This is a genomic window from Microbacterium testaceum (genome assembly GCF_001476285.1).
Lineage (GTDB): Bacteria > Actinomycetota > Actinomycetes > Actinomycetales > Microbacteriaceae > Microbacterium > Microbacterium testaceum_B.
In genome coordinates, this window is the sequence record NZ_LDRU01000027.1 from 17,762 (window position 1) to 35,626 (window position 17,865).

At 70.2% G+C, this 17,865-nt stretch carries 15 protein-coding genes and 1 tRNA gene; 2 read left to right on the forward strand and 14 right to left on the reverse strand.

The genetic code is table 11. The annotated features are described in order from the left end of the window. Positions 1-41 precede the first annotated feature (41 nt). The 3 genes from NS283_RS05505 to NS283_RS05515 are packed head-to-tail and all read right to left on the reverse strand — an operon-like array spanning position 42 to position 2,939. A complete protein-coding gene (locus NS283_RS05505) occupies positions 42-1,205 on the reverse strand; it encodes a hypothetical protein (RefSeq protein ID WP_058595877.1) in 1,164 nt (387 codons plus the stop codon). 26 nt (positions 1,206-1,231) lie between these two features. Then, positions 1,232-1,858, reverse strand: a complete 627-nt coding sequence (locus tag NS283_RS05510; protein ID WP_058595878.1) for a flavin reductase family protein — start codon at positions 1,856-1,858, stop codon at positions 1,232-1,234. Beyond that, positions 1,851-2,939 carry a DUF1989 domain-containing protein gene (locus NS283_RS05515; RefSeq protein WP_058595879.1) on the reverse strand — a complete coding sequence of 363 codons (1,089 nt, stop codon included), beginning with the start codon at positions 2,937-2,939 and terminating at the stop codon, positions 1,851-1,853. Before NS283_RS05515 ends, NS283_RS05510 begins: the two co-directional genes overlap by 8 nt. Before the next feature lie 138 nt (positions 2,940-3,077). Here NS283_RS05515 and NS283_RS05520 point away from each other — a divergent pair, with 138 nt between their 5' ends. Beyond that, positions 3,078-3,776 carry a GntR family transcriptional regulator gene (locus NS283_RS05520; RefSeq protein ID WP_058595880.1) on the forward strand — a complete coding sequence of 233 codons (699 nt, stop codon included), beginning with the start codon at positions 3,078-3,080 and terminating at the stop codon, positions 3,774-3,776. A gap of 51 nt (positions 3,777-3,827) precedes the next feature. Here the strand turns inward: NS283_RS05520 and NS283_RS05525 are convergent, their stop codons facing one another. From NS283_RS05525 to NS283_RS05560, 9 genes are all read right to left on the reverse strand, one after another. Continuing rightward, a complete protein-coding gene (locus NS283_RS05525; protein ID WP_058595881.1) occupies positions 3,828-4,256 on the reverse strand; it encodes a hypothetical protein in 429 nt (142 codons plus the stop codon). 168 nt (positions 4,257-4,424) lie between these two features. Beyond that, positions 4,425-5,000 carry an ArsR/SmtB family transcription factor gene (locus NS283_RS05530; protein WP_153003289.1) on the reverse strand — a complete coding sequence of 192 codons (576 nt, stop codon included), beginning with the start codon at positions 4,998-5,000 and terminating at the stop codon, positions 4,425-4,427. A gap of 71 nt (positions 5,001-5,071) precedes the next feature. Further along, on the reverse strand, positions 5,072-8,617 hold the full coding sequence (locus NS283_RS05535) for a S8 family serine peptidase (RefSeq protein WP_058595883.1): 3,546 nt from the start codon (positions 8,615-8,617) through the stop codon (positions 5,072-5,074). A gap of 15 nt (positions 8,618-8,632) precedes the next feature. Beyond that, positions 8,633-10,321, reverse strand: coding sequence for a hypothetical protein (locus NS283_RS05540; RefSeq protein ID WP_058595884.1), 1,689 nt, complete (start codon positions 10,319-10,321; stop codon positions 8,633-8,635). 125 nt (positions 10,322-10,446) lie between these two features. Next, on the reverse strand, positions 10,447-10,596 hold the full coding sequence (locus NS283_RS18850) for a hypothetical protein (RefSeq protein ID WP_193752632.1): 150 nt from the start codon (positions 10,594-10,596) through the stop codon (positions 10,447-10,449). Between the two features lie 148 nt (positions 10,597-10,744). Further along, complete coding sequence (locus NS283_RS05545) at positions 10,745-11,431, reverse strand: hypothetical protein (protein WP_058595885.1); 687 nt, start codon at positions 11,429-11,431, stop codon at positions 10,745-10,747. Positions 11,432-11,535: 104 nt separating this feature from the next. Beyond that, positions 11,536-11,607, reverse strand: a tRNA-Gln gene (locus NS283_RS05550). A gap of 201 nt (positions 11,608-11,808) precedes the next feature. Next, on the reverse strand, positions 11,809-13,323 hold the full coding sequence (gltX, locus tag NS283_RS05555; RefSeq protein WP_058595886.1) for a glutamate--tRNA ligase: 1,515 nt from the start codon (positions 13,321-13,323) through the stop codon (positions 11,809-11,811). A 10-nt stretch (positions 13,324-13,333) separates the two neighbouring features. Then, positions 13,334-14,290, reverse strand: a complete 957-nt coding sequence (locus tag NS283_RS05560; RefSeq protein WP_058595887.1) for a LysR family transcriptional regulator — start codon at positions 14,288-14,290, stop codon at positions 13,334-13,336. An 80-nt stretch (positions 14,291-14,370) separates the two neighbouring features. Here NS283_RS05560 and NS283_RS05565 point away from each other — a divergent pair, with 80 nt between their 5' ends. Beyond that, positions 14,371-15,456, forward strand: a complete 1,086-nt coding sequence (locus NS283_RS05565; RefSeq protein ID WP_058595888.1) for an aminotransferase class V-fold PLP-dependent enzyme — start codon at positions 14,371-14,373, stop codon at positions 15,454-15,456. Between the two features lie 178 nt (positions 15,457-15,634). Here NS283_RS05565 and NS283_RS05570 read toward each other — a convergent pair whose 3' ends face one another. Together NS283_RS05570 and NS283_RS05575 are read right to left on the reverse strand one after the other, a co-directional pair. Beyond that, positions 15,635-16,876, reverse strand: a complete 1,242-nt coding sequence (locus NS283_RS05570; RefSeq protein ID WP_058595889.1) for an MFS transporter — start codon at positions 16,874-16,876, stop codon at positions 15,635-15,637. Beyond that, positions 16,869-17,636 (reverse strand): fumarylacetoacetate hydrolase family protein, encoded by a 768-nt coding sequence (locus NS283_RS05575; RefSeq protein ID WP_058595890.1) that lies wholly within the window; start codon positions 17,634-17,636, stop codon positions 16,869-16,871. Before NS283_RS05575 ends, NS283_RS05570 begins: the two co-directional genes overlap by 8 nt. Between the last annotated feature and the right edge of the window lie 229 nt (positions 17,637-17,865).

Sequence of the window (17,865 nt, forward strand, 5' to 3'; positions counted from 1 at the left end):
ACCCGAGGGCCGTGCCGCGATCCGCCTGAGGTCGGGCAGCGTCAGGGCAACGCGATCGACGCGTCGAGGAACCGGTTCGTGGCGAGACTCTCGGGTGTGAGTCCATCGGCCACGCTCACGCCTTTCGCGCTGAGGATCGGCGTCACGATCGACTGCACCTTCGCCACCCGTTCGGCGTCGAACGAGCCGAACGTCCCATCCCCGCCGTTCGCCGCGAGGCCGAGCGAGCGCTGCTGCACGGTGGAGTTCGCCGCCTCCTCGGCCGGGTACACCCACCCGTTGTCGTACTGCTCGACGGCCGACACGATCAGCGTGTTCGCCGGCTCCGGGTCGGCGAAGTAGTCGACGCTCGCCTGCTGGATGACGGGGACGAGGGCGCTCAGGCACGCGGACTGCTGCTCGATGTCGGCGCTGCGCACGGCCAGGGCCACCGCGTAGATCGGGTACCCCGTGTCGGCGACGAGCTGGTAGTCGAGCGGACGAGCCCACTCGGGGATCGCGTTCTCGTAGACCCACGGCTCCACGGTGGCGAAGCCCTGCTGCGCGGCCTTCCCGTCCGCCGCGATGAAGGCGGCCGGCGTACCGTCGTACGAGCCGTCGAGCTGGTCGGCGCGCAGGAGTCCGGACCCGGTCAGGTAGTCCATGTAGGTGGTGCCGTCGAAGTAGCGGACGGTGGCATCCGTCTTTCCGAGATCGGCGATGGAGTGGACGTCCGGGTAGGTCTTCGGGTCCCACATGATCGCCCACGGGGCCTTTTCGAAGGTCGACATCACGGCGGTCGTAGGCAGGGTGGCGGATGCCGCGATCGCGTCGTCGGTGTTCACCCAGCCGAGCAGGATGTCGGGGTCCGTGTACATCTGCGCCGGGACGCCCGAGAAGCCGATCGCCGGTCCGCCGGCGCGGATCTCGACGTTCACACCGGTCCACGATCCCCTCGACATCAGCGGGCCGGACACGCTCTTCTTTCCGGCGTCGATGGTCGCGTCGGGACCCAGCAGGGTGAACAGGCCGCCCTGCTCGGCCTGGGGGTTCCAGTCGGTCTGGATGACGACGGTCGCCGGGCACACGGCCGAGAGGTCGGTCGCCCCGATCGCGAGGTCGGAGGTGGCGGCCGGGGTCGAGGCGCCCGAGGCGCAGCCGGAGAGGACGGCGGCGACAGTCGCGCCGGCGGCCAGCGCGGACAGGGGACGAGAGGGTCTGATCATGGTGTTCTCCTGGGGTCGGGTGGAGCTCAGAGGGTGTCGATGTCGGTCGCGTCTTCGCCGGTCAGGGTGAAACGCTCACGAGTGGTGGTGTAGAAACTCGCGCCGAATCGCGCGACGGGTGAGTAGTCGGCGAGCCGCACGCGCATGCGCTCGCGATCGATCAGTCCCGGTCGGGTCCGCAGGCGTCGGACGCGCCCGAAGTAGATCTCGCGGCTCGGGATGTCCATGCGCGACCACAGCTCGCACTCCAGCGCGACCGGGGCCTCGGCGATGACCGGAGGGCGAACGGATGCCGCGGGCACCGTCGCGATCCCCCGTTCGGCGAGCTCGTCGACCTCGGGCGGATGCCGCACGCCCGTGGCATCCATCGACTCCACAAGGGGGCGGTCGACGAGGTGGACCACGAACTCGCCGGTGGCGTCGATGTTGACGGCGGTGTCCTTGCGCGCGCCGTCGGGCAGGCGGTCGATGCTCACCATCAGCAGCGGCGGGTCCTCCCCCACCATCGCGAACATCGAGAAGGGCGCGGCGTTCGGGATGCCGGTCGGGCCGAGCGTCGTGACCCACGCGATCGGCCGCGGGACGACGAGCGACGCCATGAGCTTGTAGCGCTCGTACGGAGTGAGCGCATCGAAGTCGTCGACCTCATGCATGGCTCTGCACCCACCAGCTGAGGACGATGTCGCGCAGCGCGGCCTCGTCGTCGTCGCCGTAGAGGTCACGGCGCGCATGGGCGAGGAGCAGGGCGGTGTCGGCATCCGTCAGCTCGACCTCGAGGTCGTCGACCGTGACCGGCGTGCGAGGGAAGTGCGGCACGTAGTCGGGGTCGCGCGCGAGCCGGCGGTCGGTGCGGATCTCGGGCTGTGCGAAGTCGGCCGGGGTCCGTTGGGCACGGTGGACCTGGAGGGGCGGCACCCGGACGAGGTCGGCCTCGGCGGCGTCGAACACCGTGACGTCGAGCGGCCGCAGCGCGTGGTTGCTCGTGCGGAAGATGTCGTTGCCGCACACGTTCGGCACGGCCAGGACATCCATCACGGCGAGCAGCTCGACGTAAGAGTCGGCGGGGGTGTGCTGGTGCACGACCTCGATCGAGCCGTCGGCGTTCACACGCGTGGCCATGAAGAGATTGAACGAGTCGTGCACGTCGTCGGGAGTGAGGCCGTACTCGCGCTGGGCCTCCGCCTGCATGTCGGCGCAGTTCGTGTGCTCGGCGAATCCGAATATCGACTCGTACATCGCCGCGCTGCACCGGGGGAAGAGGGTGTCGTTCAGACCTGCGTCGTCGGAGAGGACGAACATCATCGCGCGTTCGCGCGGGGGCGCCGACCAGAGGAAGCTCCCCTCCCCGGGATGGATGCCGTGCAGCGTGCGGGTCCGACCGACGTGCATCGCCTCGCGATAGTCGTCGAGCGAGAAGACGTTGAGGTCGGCGCACTGGTCGCCGTCGACCTGCGCCACGCGCAGAATCTGACCGGCGCGGACTTCGAACGCCTTGCCGGTCCCGGGGAGCAGACGGTGCTCCTGCCGGGCGACCCGCTCGGCGCCCGGGTTGAACGCCAGATCGTCTCGCCACGCACGCTCGGTCGGCGAGACGCCGGGGATCGGACGGGCGGACACGCCGAGCGAGGTCTCGCGCAATGCGAGCGACACGAGGTCGGCGATGTCCGCCGCCTCACCGGCGAGAATGGAGCGGTCGAGCAGCTCGCGCTGCTGGGACGTGAGGGAGAGTCGCATCTCGGATGCCTTTCTGTATACAGGAATAGTTCTATTCCGTATACGAGACGCACGTGTTCCGAACGTGCGTCGCTTGCGTTACGCCATGCACCCGCGCACGTTCGCGGCAATTGCCAAGCGCTCGTATACAGTCATGGCATGAATCCCGAGACAGAAGCGGTCGGCTCACCCGCTGAGCGCGCCGAGCGCGCGTACGCCTCACTCCGCGCCGCGGTCATCGAAGGCGCCCTCACCCCCGGGACCAAACTCGGCGAGGAGACCCTCGCCGCCCACTACGGTGTGAGCCGCACGCTCGTCCGTACCGTCCTGGCCCGGCTCGTCGCCGACGGCCTCGTCGATTCTCCGCACGGACGCTCCGCCGAGGTCGCGCACCCCACGATCGACGAAGCGCGCGACGCCTTCGCCGTGCGGCGGGTCCTCGAGCGCGAGGCCGCGCTCCGCGTCGCCGAACGGTGGGATGCCGACATAGCCGAGCGGCTGCGGTCGCACGTACGCGCTGAGCGCGGAGCATGGGCAGAGCGCCGCGCGGCCGCATCCTCCCGCCTGGGCGGCGAGTTCCACATCCTGCTCGCCCGCGAGACGGGCAACGATCTGCTCGAGCGCTACATGTCGGAGGTGGTGTCGCGGACGGCGCTGATCCTGGCGATCTACGGCCGCGACATCGACCAGCAAGCCTCGATCGAGGAGCACGAGGAGCTCCTCGTTCTCCTCGCCGCCGGGGACGCCGAGCGCGCCGCCGACCTCGTCACCCACCACCTCGACGAGGTCGAGCGCAAGACCCTGCGACCCGCCGAGCCCGGAACGGACCCCTTGCTCTCGGTGCTGTCGCGCTACTGAAGATTCGCCGGCGGTCTCGCGACCGGCACTGTCAATTCAGGGGGCGATGCTTCACGGGGCGACGACGGAGATACGGAAGGCGATCTCCTTGCCCTCCGGTCCGGTGAGCGTCGCCTCGGTCGTTCCCATCCCGCGCGCGATGAATCCGGGGTGGAACGTCGCCCCCTCGGAGGCGCCCCCGGCCGAGAACTCCGCGATGGTGCGGTCGGCGGTGGTTCCGGTCCACTCGGCGTCCGTCCCGTCCGGGGCGGCGATCACGAGGGCGGTGCCGACCACCACGGACACGTCCCGCCCGTCGAGGTCGCCAGGCGAGACGAGCGTCGGTGGCAGCGCCTGGGAACTCCCGGACGGTTGGGGGTTCGCCGAAGCCACGGAAGCACTCGCGTCCGAAGCCGGTGTCGGATCCGCCGCGGGCGCGCATCCCGCGAGACCGAGACCGGCGATGACGACCCCTGCCACGAAGAACGACGAACGCTTCACATCACACCTCTTCCACCGCGGCGATCCTCGACACCGATGCCCGGATGCTACCCGGGCACCCGATGGATTGACCGGAGGCGATCCGCAGGTCGCCCACCGGTCGCCCGCACTCATCGAACGACGTCGTCCCGATCGACCCGCCACGCGCAGGTCTGAGTGGTGAAAAGCTCAGTCCTCGGGCTCGATCCGCTCGGGGACGATCGACCACATGTACCGCGCGCGCCGCAGTTCTCCTTCTTCGGAGCGACCGGCACTCAGGGCCTCGAACTCGTCGAAGACCTCCATGACGCGATCCTGGAGCCGGCCCACCTCGTCGGCGCTCAACAGCAGCTGCCCCGTCCGCAGGACCATGTACGTGATGTCGGCATCCGGAGGGCGGACCGACCGCACCGCCAGCAGCTCCTCCATGCGCTGGCGCATGGGGGTCAGGCGTGAGTCGATCAGGAGCATCCGCTGCACGGCATCCGACTCCGCACTCGCCACGAGCGAGTAGCTCGGCGCCGCGGGGAGCCAGGGCCGTTCGCGTCCGTCGGTGGACTCACCGCGCCGGATGAGTCCGGTCGACTCCGCCGCCCGGAGGTGGTAGCTCATCGCGCTCGGGCTGAGCCCGACGAGCTCGGCGAGTTCGGTGGCGGTGGCCGGACCCTGTCGTCGGTAGAGCTCGTCGACCACGACCATGCGCAGAGGATTCGCCATGGCGCGGACCGCGCGAGGGTCGGAGATGACGAGCGTCTGATCGGACATGTCCTCCCAGTGTGCCGCCTCGGCGGGCGCCGCGCATCTCGAAGAGTGCGCGACGCCCGCCGAGGCCGGACTCAGGAGCGTCGGCGGCGTCGCCACGCGATCGCCGATCCGGCGACCAGCGCGGCCATGGCCCCGGCACCGAGCCACACGAGGACCGCACCGTCGACACCGGTCGAGGCGAGCCCACCGCGCGAGGGCGACGCGCCGGGCGGAGTGGTCGCCCCGCCGTCGGGAGTAGATGCCGTCGGGCTCGGGACCGGCTCCGACGGGGTCGGGGTGGGCTCACCCGCGACCGTCGGGGTGACGATCTCCGCACGGGCGTCACCGTCGCCGTGCAGGTGGAGGACCAGCACCTGAGGCGTTTCCTCCCCCGCCCGCGTGACGGCGACGGATCCCTCGGCGTCGGCGAACAGTGCCGTCCCGGAGTCACCGAACGCCAGGGCCGGAGCATAGGCGTCGATCGTGGCGGCATCCGTCTGGTCGACCAGCGCGCTCTGATACCCGCCGTCGAAAGCGGGGTTGTAGTACGAGCGCGTCTGCGCCAGATAGCGGATCGTCGTCTGCGTGGTGCCGGGCGTGTAGCCGAGCGCCTTGAGCGAGGTCGACATCGTGAGAGCGGTGTTGTCGAAGACGTTCGTGCCCTGATCGCCGAACACGCCGTTGACCGGGCGTTCCTCGATCAGATCACCGGTCACCGCGTCGATCGTCATCGCGACCGGCACGTCGCCGGCCTCACCGGGCTGCACCTGAACGATGAAGTCCGCGCGGGTGTCGCCGTTCACGTCGAGCTGCACCGATGGCCAGGTCAGGGGCGACATGCGCGCCCACTCGCCGTCCATCTGCAGACCGAACGTCAGCACGCCCTGCGTCGGGTCGTCGAGCAGCGACGCCGTCGACGACGCTCCCACGGCCAGGATGTCGGCGCTCTCCAGCGTGCGCTGGGCCGACGTGTCGGGGAACGTGTCGTCGGGATCGGTGGCGCCGAGGATCAGGGGCACCATGAGCGAGCGGTACCGCTCACGGCCCTCGCCCTGGTCCAGTCCACGGCCCGCGATCGTCAGAGTGCCCGACGCCCCGTCGAACGCGACCCCCTCGGTGTGCGTCTCCGAGTACGGACGCGGAGCGGCGTACACCGCGAGACGCACGGGGTAGGTCCCGGTCGGGCCGGTCGCCTCAAGAACGCCGGAGGCGTCCGCGAGGTACTGACGGGGCGCTCCCCCGGTCTCCGCCTCCATGGTCGGGTCGAGGGTGCGACGCAGAGCGGCGGGGTCGTCGATGCGCAGCGTCAGCGTCACGTCGACGCTTCCTCCCGCCGGAACCGTGACGGTGGACGGGCTGACGTCGTAGCCGACGCCCGGCGTCTCGGTGCGCGGGGAGTACCGCAGGTCGAGGGTCGTGGCATCCGTCCCGTCGTTTCCGACCGTGATGGTCCTCGTCTGCACGATCGGTTCGGTGCCGGCGTCGATCACGCCGAACGAGGCGCTGAGCAGATCGCCGTTCTCCACCGAGCGGAGGCTGATGTCGCCCTCGACGGCGGCCAGGGCGTCGACGCGACCCACACCCACGCGGGCCGGCCCGTAGGCGCGGGGGTCGGCACCCGGCGTCACGATGTCGTGCGCCGCGGTGTTCATGACCTTCTGCTTGACCTGCTCGGCCGTCCAGTCCGGGTGGGCTTCGACGACCAGGGCGGCCACGCCCGCCGCGTGCGGCGCGGCCATCGACGTGCCACTGAGCACCTCGAGCCCCGTTCCCGAACCGTTGCCGGCCGAGATCACCGAGACGCCGGGGGCCGACACGTCGGGCTTCAGCACGTCGTCGATCGAGCCGTGGGTTCCCCGGGAGGTGAAGGATGCCGCGGTGTCGACCCGCGACGAGTCGAACACCTCGATCGTCCGACGCAGGTCCGAGCGCAGCTCGACGACGAGCCGACCCTCCTCCATCGCGGAGCGAAGAGCATTGGTCGAGTCCCCCGTGAGCTGTGCGCCGGGGATCGCGGCGTTGCCGGCGATCCCGTTCTCAAACGAATTCGCCTGACCGGTGAGCACGACACCCACCGCACCCGCGTCGTACGCGTTGTCGAAGCGGACGGCGGAGCCGCACGCGACATCCGCATCGTCCCACTCGAGCCAGACGATCTTGCCCGCGACCCGGGGCTTCTCCGCGGCGTCGAACGGCTTGCAGCCGTCGGCGTTGTCTTTCTCCGAGAGGGCGACGACGTTCGCCGCGACCGCGAAGTCCCAGCCGAACTCCTGCGAGTACTGCACCTTGATCTTCTCGGCGGGGTTCTGCGCCGGGTCGCCGACGGTGGCCAACGCCGCGTCGGCGAGGCCGTGCCCGCTCGACGAGGCCGCGACCGTCAGGGCACCCATCGTGGTGCCCGGGCTTCCGGCGATGTCGGTGACGTCGCCGGAGTTGCCGGCGGCGACGACCGGCAGCACGCCCGCGTCGACGAGCGTCTGCAGTTTGGCGTTGTCGGGGTCGTCGATCGCGCCGTAGTTCGTGCCGAGCGAGAGGTTCACGACGTCGATCGAGGTTCCGGATGCCACCTTCTGGGCGATCCATTCCAGAGCCGCGCCGGTGAGCGAGGTGCTGCCACCGTTGTCGCCGAACACCTTCAGCGCGATGAGCCCCGCCTCGGGAGCGGAACCGGGGCCGATCGCGAACTCGGATCGCACGCTCTCGGCCGAGAGTTCCGTGTAGTCGCCGCGGAACGTCTTCAGGTCCTTGTCGACGCCCAGGCCGACCGCTGTTCCCGCGACGTGCGTACCGTGGTTGCCGCCCGGCCCGTCGATCGGATTGGCGTCGGGGCGCGGGATCGGGTCGTACGCCGGCGTGCCGTTGGCTCCGTTGTACGTCGGACCCGCGAAGTCCCACCCGCCGAGGTACTTCGACGCGTCGAACCAGTCAGCCGCGGGCGCATCGGTCGAGGCGAGGGCCTGCTGGTACGCCTCCGTCGTGCCCGGTCCGCCGAAGTCGGCGTGGGTGTAGTCGACCCCGGTGTCCACGACGGCGACCGTGACGTCCTTACCGGTGCGTCCCGCCTGCTGCCACGCGTTGACCGCTCGCGTCAGCGCATCCGACGCGGCGTTCGACGGGGTGGCATCCGAGGTCGCAGGCAACTCGATCGACTGCGTGACGATGCGAGACACCTTCTCGACGTCCGGCCGTTCAGCCAGCTGGCGCAGGGTGTCGGCGTCCGCGTTGACCGCGATGCCCGGCACCGAGTACGTCGAGGTGTACAGCACCTCGGCGTCGGGGTCGATCTGCTCGAGCGCCTCCGATACGCGATCGGCGACCTCGGCATTCTGTGCCGCGGTGTCGGCGGCGGCGGCCGACGCGGCGTCGTCCGACGCCCCTCGGGCCTGCCACGCGCTGTGCACCCCGAGGGCGCTGTCACCGCGCGTCTGGACGAACACGTCGACGGGGCCGTCCGCCGAGACGACGGAGTCGGGAAGCGGGGTGCCTCCACCGGACCCGGCGGGGGCGAGGGCGATCTCATCGAGACCGCCGGGGGCGGCTCCGGCGGGAAGAGCGGCGCCGAGCGACAGCGAGGTCGCGAGCAGGCCGGTCCCGACCAGGGCGCAGGCGCGCGAGCGCGCAGAACGGAAAGTGATCATGAGGTTTCCTGGACGTCAGCGGGTGGGCACGGTCGGAACGGGCAGTGCCGGACTCGGCACGTCGTCCTCGATCGGATCGGGAGTGGGAGTCGGTGAGGCACTCGGCCGCGGCGCGGGAGCCGGGGTCGGGGCGTCGGGCGTGGGCGCCGGAAGCGCGGGGGCCTCGTCGACGGGCGCGAGACGGGTCTCGGGCGCGACCGAGGGCGTGGTCGACGTGGCATCGGCCGTCACCTCGAGCGGCAGGCGCACGTCGTACGCCGCCGCACCACCGCCGCCCTCCGCCCAGATCGTGTAGCTTCCCGGCGCCAGCGGCTGGAGGGTGACGAGCGTCACGGCGAGCCGTCCGTCGTCGCCGGCCGTGGCGTAGGCGTCCGCACCGACGAGCAGGGGTTGCCGCTCCCAGGCGCCGTTACGCAGCGAGACGCGCAAACTCGTCCCCGGGGTGACGTCGCTGCCCTCGAGGGCCACTCCGCCCGACGGGTCGGCGAGCGAACCGGAGCTCACGGAACTCGTCGACAGGGAGATCTTCGACGCGGGGGCCGCCGGGTTGCCCGTGACACGGAAGGTGCCGGTCGCGTAGTCGCCCGTCGTGGTCGATCGCGCCGTGACGGTGTACTCGCCCTCAGGAATGCCCTTCGGGCTCGTGATGGCGTTGCTGTCACGGCCCTCGCCGTCCGTGCGCGAGATACCGAGCGACGCCGTGTAGCCGCGAGAGGTGGTCAGAAGCAGCTCGTAGGTGTCGAACGGCAGGAATCCCTCGAGAGCGAAGCCCATTCCGGGCTCGGCGGCGAAGTCGGCGACCGAGATCTCGCGGCTCGCCGGGGTCACGGTCTTGTCGGCGGTGCGTACGGCTCCCGCGGTCACCTGGAAGGTGGCGGATCCGCTGCGATCGTCCGAGACGAAGCTCATGAGCCAGGTACCCACCTGCGTGTTGACGGAGTTCATCTGCAGTTGATACGAGAAGTTCCCGTTCTCGTCCGAGTGAAGACCCTCGTTCTCGCCCACCGCGTACATCGTGGTGTCCGGCATGCCGAGATTGAAGAAGACCTTGGTCATCGGCGAGAACCCGCTGGCGTGGATCGTGACTGGCCGGTCGAGGAATTCGTCCTGGCTGATGGTGACCGGGTCGCTCGAGACCGTGATGACGTCGGTCGTCGCGGTGATGTCGAGCAGGGTCGACCCCGCCTCGCCCGCCGACGAGCTGACGGTGATCTGTGCCAGACCGATCTCCGGGCGCGTGTTCTCGGGGTCCACATCGAGGGTGCGGACCCGGGTGACGACCGTGCCGTCGCCGTCGGCTTGCACGGGAGCCCAGTGCTTCGTGGACCCCGAGCTGAAGACGATGCCGATCTCCACGTCGGAGCCCGGGGTGAGCCCGTGGGCGGTCACTTCCACCCCGGAAGCCCAGAGCCAGTACTGCTCGATGCTCGTCGCATCGAGGCTGACGGGCACGATCGCGGTCGTCTCCGGCGCTGCCGCGATGACGCGGCTGTCGTCGAGAGCGGCCGCCCCCTCGGACTCGGCGAGCGTGAACGACCCCGCGCGCTCGAGATCGATGGCGGATGCCACCGCGCCGACGTTCGAAGCGGGTTGGGCGGGCGTGGCGGGAATGCCGCTCTGCGCGACGGCGACGGTGCCGACGGCACCACCGACGACGAGGACGGCGACGAGGGCCGCACCGGCGGTGATCCAGGGTTTCTTCATAGGTGCCTCAGGGGGTGTACGGATGATGTGCGTACAGTGAAGCACGATGTGAAGGATTTTTTCAGATTATTTTTGCGCTCGCCACACACCGTCACACGATCGTCATGTAGCGAGGCTGCCGGCGATCACGCGGACTCGTCACCACCGTCCTCGTCCCCAGCGGACGCGTTGGACGCGGACGGGGCGACCGGAACCGCGGCGTCGAGAGGGATCGAGATCGACGAGAGGGGCGACTCCCCCACCCCCAGCAGATCCGGCGAGGATAGGGTCGACACCTCATCCTCGGGAAGCATCTCGGCACGACTTCGGGCGCGGCGTGGCTCCCCGGGCAACCCCGCCCACTCGGTCGGTTCCTCCGGACGCTGCGCAAAGATTCCCATGACCCCATTGTGCTCGCGACGCGTCACGAGGGGACGGGTGAGGTCAGCGCGCGAAGACGTATCGCAGAGAAATGCGCCCGCCCTCATCCACCGAGACCTCGGCGGTGACGGTCATCCCGTCGACGGGCGTCGCCGGCAGACGGAACGTCTGAGCGACACCCTCCTCGCGCCCCGCATCCCCGACGTTCTGCTGCAGGTCCCGCAGATCACTCTCCGACCATCCCCACTGAGCCGCGCGCTGCTCGAGATCCGAGCGGATGGCGACCCAGGTGGTGCTCGAGGCGGGAGTCACCGTCAGAGCGGTCAGTCGGTCCTGTTCCGTCGCAATGGCGAACCAGGAGACCCCGGGGAAGGAGATCACTCCCCCGCTCCCGCGGACATCGACGGTCAGCGGAACGAGCGTTTCGACCGGCGTGTCGCCGTTCGCGGGGAGTCCGAGTTCACCCGCGGAGGCAGCATCGACGACGTCGACGGTGGCGTGTCGCTGCCGGTTCAGGAAGTCGAGGCCCGCCTGATCGAACCGCGACTGCCCATCCGGGAGTTGCTGATCGGCGGAGGCGGTCGGAGCATCTTCGACCCACCACGAGTTCGCCATGCCGTACGCCCCCAACGCCGCGACGGCGCAGACGACGAGCACGACACCGATCGTGATCCACGTCGACAGTCGCTCCCGGCGGGCGCGACGCTCCGACGGCGACGGTCGTCGCGGTGGAGAAGCGGTCGTGGTCATACCTCCTGCCTACCAGGATGACCGCGGACATGCGAGACCCTCGGGGGAAAAAGCAAAAGCCCCGGATTCCGCGCTTTGCGCGTTGACCGGGGCTTTTCGTCTTGCTGGGGTACCTGGACTCGAACCAAGAACAACGGAACCAGAAACCGCCGTGTTGCCAATTACACCATACCCCAAGGCGCTGAGCCGGAACTCGTGCCGAGGATCAAGCTTACGTGAAGCGCGGCCCAGCGCCAAACCGGCGTCGGCCCGCGCGCGTCGCACGCCGCGATGTCGCCGGCGCGAAGTGCGCACAGAATGCGAGAACCTCGCAGAATCCGACGGGGATTCTGCGAGGTTCTGCGAGTCTCGCGGACGGGGCGACAGGCGGCGGATGCTCAGCCGAGGTGACGGACGAGCGCATCGAGGCGACGCAGAGTCTCGGTCTTACCGAGCAGTTCCATCGACTCGAAAAGCGGGGGCGACACACGACGGCCGGTCAGCGCCACGCGAGGCGGCCCGTAAGCGACGCGGGGCTTGAGGCCCAGCTCGTCGACCAGCGCTCGCGACAGCGCCTCCTGCACGGCCGCTGCGGTGAACTCCGTCTCGGGCACGAGTTCGAGGGCTCCGACCGATGCCACGAGCACCTCGGCCGAGTTCGCCGGGAGACCCTTGAGCGCGTCCTCGGCGTACTCCACTTCGGAGACGAAGAGGAACCCGAGCATGCCCGGCACCTCACCGAGCAGTTGCACGCGCTCCTGAACGAGCGGAGCGGCAGCGGCGATGATCGCCCGGTGCTCCGGCGACGGCTCCTCGGCGATGAACCCGGCCCCCGCGAGGTAGGGGACGATGCGGGCCGCGAAGTCGTCGGCATCCAGCATCCGGATGTGGTCGCCGTTGATCGCCTCGGCCTTCTTCTGGTCGAAGCGCGCGGGGTTCGGATTGACGTCGGCGATGTCGAACGCGGCGATCATCTCGTCGAGCGAGAAGACGTCGCGGTCGCTCGCGAGCGACCAGCCGAGCAGCGACAGGTAGTTGAGCAGCCCCTCGTGAATGAAGCCCTTCTCGCGCTGCAGGAACAGGTCGGCCTGCGGGTCGCGCTTCGACAGCTTCTTGTTGCCGGTCTCGCCCAGCACCAGCGGCATGTGGCCGAAGCGCGGGATGAAGGTCGTAACTCCGGCATCCACCAGGGCGGAGTACAGCGCGAGCTGGCGCGCGGTCGAGGGCATCAGGTCTTCGCCGCGGATGACGTGGGTGATGCCCATGAGAGCGTCGTCGACCGGGTTCACGAAGGGGTACAGCGGCACTCCACCGGCGCGCACGAGCACGAAGTCGGGGAACGATCCCGCGGGGAAGGTGACCTCGCCGCGGATCAGATCGTCGTAGCTCAGGTCGTGGTCGGGCACGCGCAGGCGCCACGCGGGCTGGCGCCCCTCAGCGCGGAACGCCGCCTTCTGCTCCTCGGTGAGGTCGCGATCGAAGTTGTCGTACCCGAGCTGCTTCGCGCGGCCGTTGGCCTCGTTGCGAGCGTCGATCTCCTCGGCCGTCGAGTAGCTCTCGTACACCGCTCCCGCCGCGACGAGCTTGTCGAGAACCTCGCGATAGATCTCGTGCCGCTGGGACTGCCGGTAGGGAGCGTGCGGACCGCCGACCTCGACGCCCTCGTCCCAATCGATGTTCATCCACCGCAGGGCATCGAGGAGCTGCTGATAGCTCTCCTCGCTGTCGCGCGCGGCATCGGTGTCTTCGATACGGAAGACGAGCTTTCCGCCGTTGTGTCGGGCGTAGGCCCAGTTGAACAGGACGGTGCGGATGAGACCGACGTGCGGCAGACCCGTCGGAGACGGGCAGAACCGGACGCGGACGTCGGCGCCGGTGGCGGTCGTGGTGCGGGGATCGGGAGAGGCAGACATCCCCTCGATCCTACCGGCGGCGCGCCTGACGCCCCGAGGGCAGAGGGTAGTCGGCGAGCACCTCGGCGATGACGTCGAGCGCCACCCCGACCGCCGGCACGCGTTCCGCACCGCGAGCGGTCACCACGTGCAGCGTGCGGGCCTCGGCATCCGGGAGCCGAGCAGCGGCGATTCCCGCGAGCAGCGGGAAGGATGCCACCGCCATGCGCGGCAGGATCGCGACCCCCACGCCCTGCGCGACGAGGTTCTCGACGGCGATGTAGTTGTCGGTCTCGAAGGCGATGTCGGGGACGAAGCCCGCTCGCGCACAGGCTTCGAGCAGGTGCCCGCGACACTGGGGGCATCCCGCGATCCACCGATCGTCCGCGAGGCGGGAAAGGTCGATGGGGCCGGTGGCGGCCGGGTGGTCGACGGGCAGGACGAGGACCGTGTCGTCTCCACCGACCGCGCGCACCGAGAGTCCGTTGGCGGCGAGGTCGAGCTCACGCCGGTCACCGGGATAGCTGTAGGTGAGCGCGATGTCGGCCCGGTCCTCGCGTACCGCGACGATCGCCTCGGGTGGTTCGGCCTCGACGAAGCTGATCGAAACCCCGGGACGGCGAGCCGTGACGGCGGCGATGACGCGGGGAACGACGATCGACGACGCGGATGGGAACGCGGCGATGCGCACGCGACCGGCCCGCAGACCACGCAGCTCGGCGAGGTCACCGGCGGCGGCCTCGAGGGCCGTCGTGACCACGGCCGCGTGCCGCGCGAGGACGCGGCCGGCCTCCGTCAGGCGTACACCGCGCCCGACGCGCTCGACGATCGGCGTGCCCGCGCGCCGCTCGAGCCGCCGCAGTTGCTGGCTCACCGCCGGCTGGCTGTAGCCCAACGCGTGGGCGGCCGCGGTGATCGAGCCGGTGTCGGCGATGGCCTTCACGACGCGGAGCGAATGGGCGTCGAGGTCGTCGTCCTGATCGGTCACCCTGATACATAAGCAGAGTGCATGTTTCTCATGCAATACCTGCTCTAGTGCAATGTCGCGCTCCGCGGGAGCCTGGATCCATGAGCAACCTCGCCTCCCGCTTCACCGGCGGCCGCGACTACCTCGCCGCCTGTACCGTCGGTCTCCCGTCTCGCGCCACCGTGCGCGCCGTCCGCGACGACCTCGACGCCGCGGCATCCGGTCGCCCCGATGTCGCCGCCGCGTCCCGCGCCGTCGAGGATGCGCGCGCCGCGTACGCGCGCCTCGTGCGCTCCCCCGCCGGCGACGTCGCGATCGCCTCGCAGACGTCAGTGATGGTGTCTCTCATCGCCGCTTCGCTTCCCGACGGTGCCGAGGTCCTCTGCCCCGAGGGCGACTTCGCGTCGCTCGTCGCCCCCTTCGCCCACGCCGGTCGAGGCATGCGTCTGCGTACCGCGTCGCTCGGCGAGCTCGCCCACGCCGTGGATGCCGAGACCTCTCTCGTGGCCTTCTCTCTCGTGCAGTCGGCGACCGGAGAAGTCGCGGATGCCGCGGGGATCGTCGCCGCGGCCGCCCGCGTCGGCGCGCGCACGCTGTGCGATCTCACGCAGGCCGCGGGCTGGCATCCGGTCGATGCCACCCTCTTCGACGCGACGGTCTGTCACGCGTACAAGTGGCTCTGCTGCCCGCGTGGCGTGGGCTTCCTCACCGTGCGACCCGATTTCGCGCGCTCGCTCCGCCCGGTGCAGGCGGGCTGGTACTCGGGAGACGATCCGTGGGCATCGTGCTACGGAACCGGCGGCACCCTCGCGCCGGACGCCCGCCGGTTCGACGTCTCGCCCGCCTGGCAAGCGTTCGTCGGTGCCGCCCCCGCGATCGAGATGTTCGCCGACGCCGACGTCACGGAGGTCTACGCCCACGCGACGGGGTTGGCGGCGCGCTTCCGCGAGGGACTCGGACTCCCCCAGCCGGCACGCCCCTCGGCGATCGTCACGTGGCCGGATGCCGACGGCGAAGCCCTCTCGCGGCTGTCAGCTCGCGGCATCACGGCGTCGGGACGCGCGAGCCGCGCGCGCGTCGCGTTCCACGTCTTCAACGACGACGGCGACGTGGACCGCGCGCTCCGCGCGCTGGGGACCACCGCCGTGCCCGCCGCCCGGCCGGTAGCTCTCAGCTACTCGATCTGATCGGCCGACGCGCGCGCGGCCACGGTCCGGGTGGGTGCGGAACTCCTGACTTTCTGGGCTCGCCGCGTGGTTCTCGACGGCCGCGCGGTGCACGGCCCCGATTTCTCAGGAGTTTCGTACGCGCACGCCAATAGGTGAGCGGGCTCTCGTGCGCGCGCGGGGCATGTCGCGCCGACGGTCAGGACGCGCGTGCCCGGACGACCACGGCACCCACGCACACGAGCGCGACGGGCACGAAGGCCCAGAGGGCGAGACCGCCGTACCCGACGAGCCCGAGGATCACGCCCGCGAGGATCGATCCGACGGCGGCGCACGCGGTCATGAGGGTGTCGCTGCGGCCCTGACGTCGCGGGCGCAGAGCGAGCGGGGTCGCCTCGGTCAGCAACGCGGAGCCCGCCACGGTCGCGGCGCTCCACCCGAGGCCGAGCAGCACGAGAGCAACCAGCACGCCGGTCTGGAACGCGGAGAACAGCGACGCGACGACGAGCGAGGCCGCGAGGAGCGCCTGCCCCAGCAGGATCACCGTGAGACGTCCGACGCGGTCGGCGAGAATGCCGAAGACCGGTGACAGGCCGTACATGCCGAACACGTGCAGTGCGATCGTCACACCGACGGCGAGCGTGACGGCATCCGGGGCGACGATGTGCGACAGGTGCACGGGCGTCATCGCCATCACCGACGCCATCGTGACGTGGGAGGCGGCGACCGCGAGCATCGCGAACCGAGCGAGTCCCGGGCGATCGGCCTCGGGGATCTCGGCCACCGAGGCGGTCTTCTCCCGGTCGAGGCGCTGCGCGAGCAAGAGGGGGTCGGGCCGCAGAACGAGCACGTACAGAGCGAACGCGCACACCTGCGCGGCGAACGAGAAAAGGTAGGCGCCCGTCAGCCGCGGCATCCCGATGCTCGCCCCGACGAGCTCACCGGGTGCGAGGAGCAGAGGACCCACCACGCCTCCGACGGTGGTCGCCCAGACCACCGTCGCGAGGTCGCGACCGCGACGAGCGGTCGTCGCGAGGTCGGTCGCGGCGAAACGCGATTGGAGCGTGCCGGCGTTCCCGGCCCCGATGAGCGCGATGCCCACCAGCAGCAGGGGGAAGGTGCGGGTGGCGGCCGCCGCGATGACGACGATAATCCCGCTGAGCGCCGCGAGGTTTCCCGTCGTCAGCGCGAATCGCCGGCCGCGACGGGCAGCCAGTCGGGCGAGCGGAATGGCGGTCAGGGCAGCGCCGAGGGTGACCGCGGCGGTCGCGAAGCCCGACAGCGCCTCCTGGCCCGACAGATCGGCCGCGAGGAGAGCTCCGAGCGACAGGGTGGCCCCGAAAGCCACACCGGTGAGCACCTGCCCCGCGGCTAGGACCCGCACCGTACGGCGCTGGGTGGCGGCGAGGTCGATGCCCACCGGCGCGGTCGCGTCAGGCATCGCGCGCGGTGTTGCGCAGAACCCCGATACCGCTGACCTCGACCTCGACGGCATCACCGGCGACGAAGGGACCGACGCCGGCGGGGGTGCCGGTGAGGATCAGGTCGCCGGGCAGGAGCGTGAAGACCGCGGACGCGTACGCGACCAGGGCGCCGACGCCGTGGATCATGTCGGACACCGGGCCCTGCTGACGGACCTCGCCGTTGACGCGCGTGGTGATCGCGGCGGTCTCGAGGTCGAGCTCGGTCTCGATGACGGGCCCGACGGGGCAGAACGTATCGAACCCCTTGGCGCGCGACCACTGCCCGTCACTGCGCTGAAGGTCTCGTGCGGTGACGTCGTTGGCCACGGTGTAACCGAAGATGTAGTCGCTCGCCTTGTCGGCGGGGACGTTCTTGGCGATACGGCCGATGACGACGGCGAGCTCGCCCTCGTAGTCGGTGTGCGAGCTCAGACTCGTAGGCCGAACGATCACGTCTCCCGGGCCGATCACCGAGGTGTTGGGCTTGAGGAACATCAGGGGCTCGGCCGGCGCCTCGCCGCCCATCTCGGCGGCGTGGTCGTGGTAGTTCTTGCCGATGCAGACCACCTTCGACCGCGGGATGACCGGCGCGAGGAGCGCGACATCGGACAGGGGCACGCGCTCCCCCGTCGTGTCGAATCCCGCGAACATCGGGTCTCCGGCGAGGACCACGAGCTCGCCGTCGTCGACGATCCCGTAGCGAATGGCATCCTGGTGGCTGAATCGAGCGATCTTCACCGCTTCAGCCTATCCGCGGGGTCGGACATGGCATCCGTCTCCCCACCCGCCCGGGGCGAGCGAGTCCGGCCCGAGCTCCTCCGCCCCGGCGCGCCCCTGGCCCGCGGCATCCATAAACACGATCCGCGCACAGAAACACGTGCACACCGCGTTTCCGTGAGCGGATCGCGTTTATGGCGGAGGGGCGACGCCCGGCGGAGACGACGGAGGGGCCCCCGGCATCCGGGAA

Coding starts and splice junctions, on each gene's coding strand:
- NS283_RS05505 (WP_058595877.1), bottom strand. CDS start 1,205: ATGATCAGACCCTCTCGTCCCCTGTCCGCGCTGGCCGCCGGCGCGACT.
- NS283_RS05510 (WP_058595878.1), bottom strand. CDS start 1,858: ATGCATGAGGTCGACGACTTCGATGCGCTCACTCCGTACGAGCGCTAC.
- NS283_RS05515 (WP_058595879.1), bottom strand. CDS start 2,939: ATGCGACTCTCCCTCACGTCCCAGCAGCGCGAGCTGCTCGACCGCTCC.
- NS283_RS05520 (WP_058595880.1), top strand. CDS start 3,078: ATGAATCCCGAGACAGAAGCGGTCGGCTCACCCGCTGAGCGCGCCGAG.
- NS283_RS05530 (WP_153003289.1), bottom strand. CDS start 5,000: ATGTCCGATCAGACGCTCGTCATCTCCGACCCTCGCGCGGTCCGCGCC.
- NS283_RS05535 (WP_058595883.1), bottom strand. CDS start 8,617: ATGATCACTTTCCGTTCTGCGCGCTCGCGCGCCTGCGCCCTGGTCGGG.
- NS283_RS05540 (WP_058595884.1), bottom strand. CDS start 10,321: ATGAAGAAACCCTGGATCACCGCCGGTGCGGCCCTCGTCGCCGTCCTC.
- NS283_RS05545 (WP_058595885.1), bottom strand. CDS start 11,431: ATGACCACGACCGCTTCTCCACCGCGACGACCGTCGCCGTCGGAGCGT.
- gltX (WP_058595886.1), bottom strand. CDS start 13,323: ATGTCTGCCTCTCCCGATCCCCGCACCACGACCGCCACCGGCGCCGAC.
- NS283_RS05565 (WP_058595888.1), top strand. CDS start 14,371: ATGAGCAACCTCGCCTCCCGCTTCACCGGCGGCCGCGACTACCTCGCC.
- NS283_RS05570 (WP_058595889.1), bottom strand. CDS start 16,876: ATGCCTGACGCGACCGCGCCGGTGGGCATCGACCTCGCCGCCACCCAG.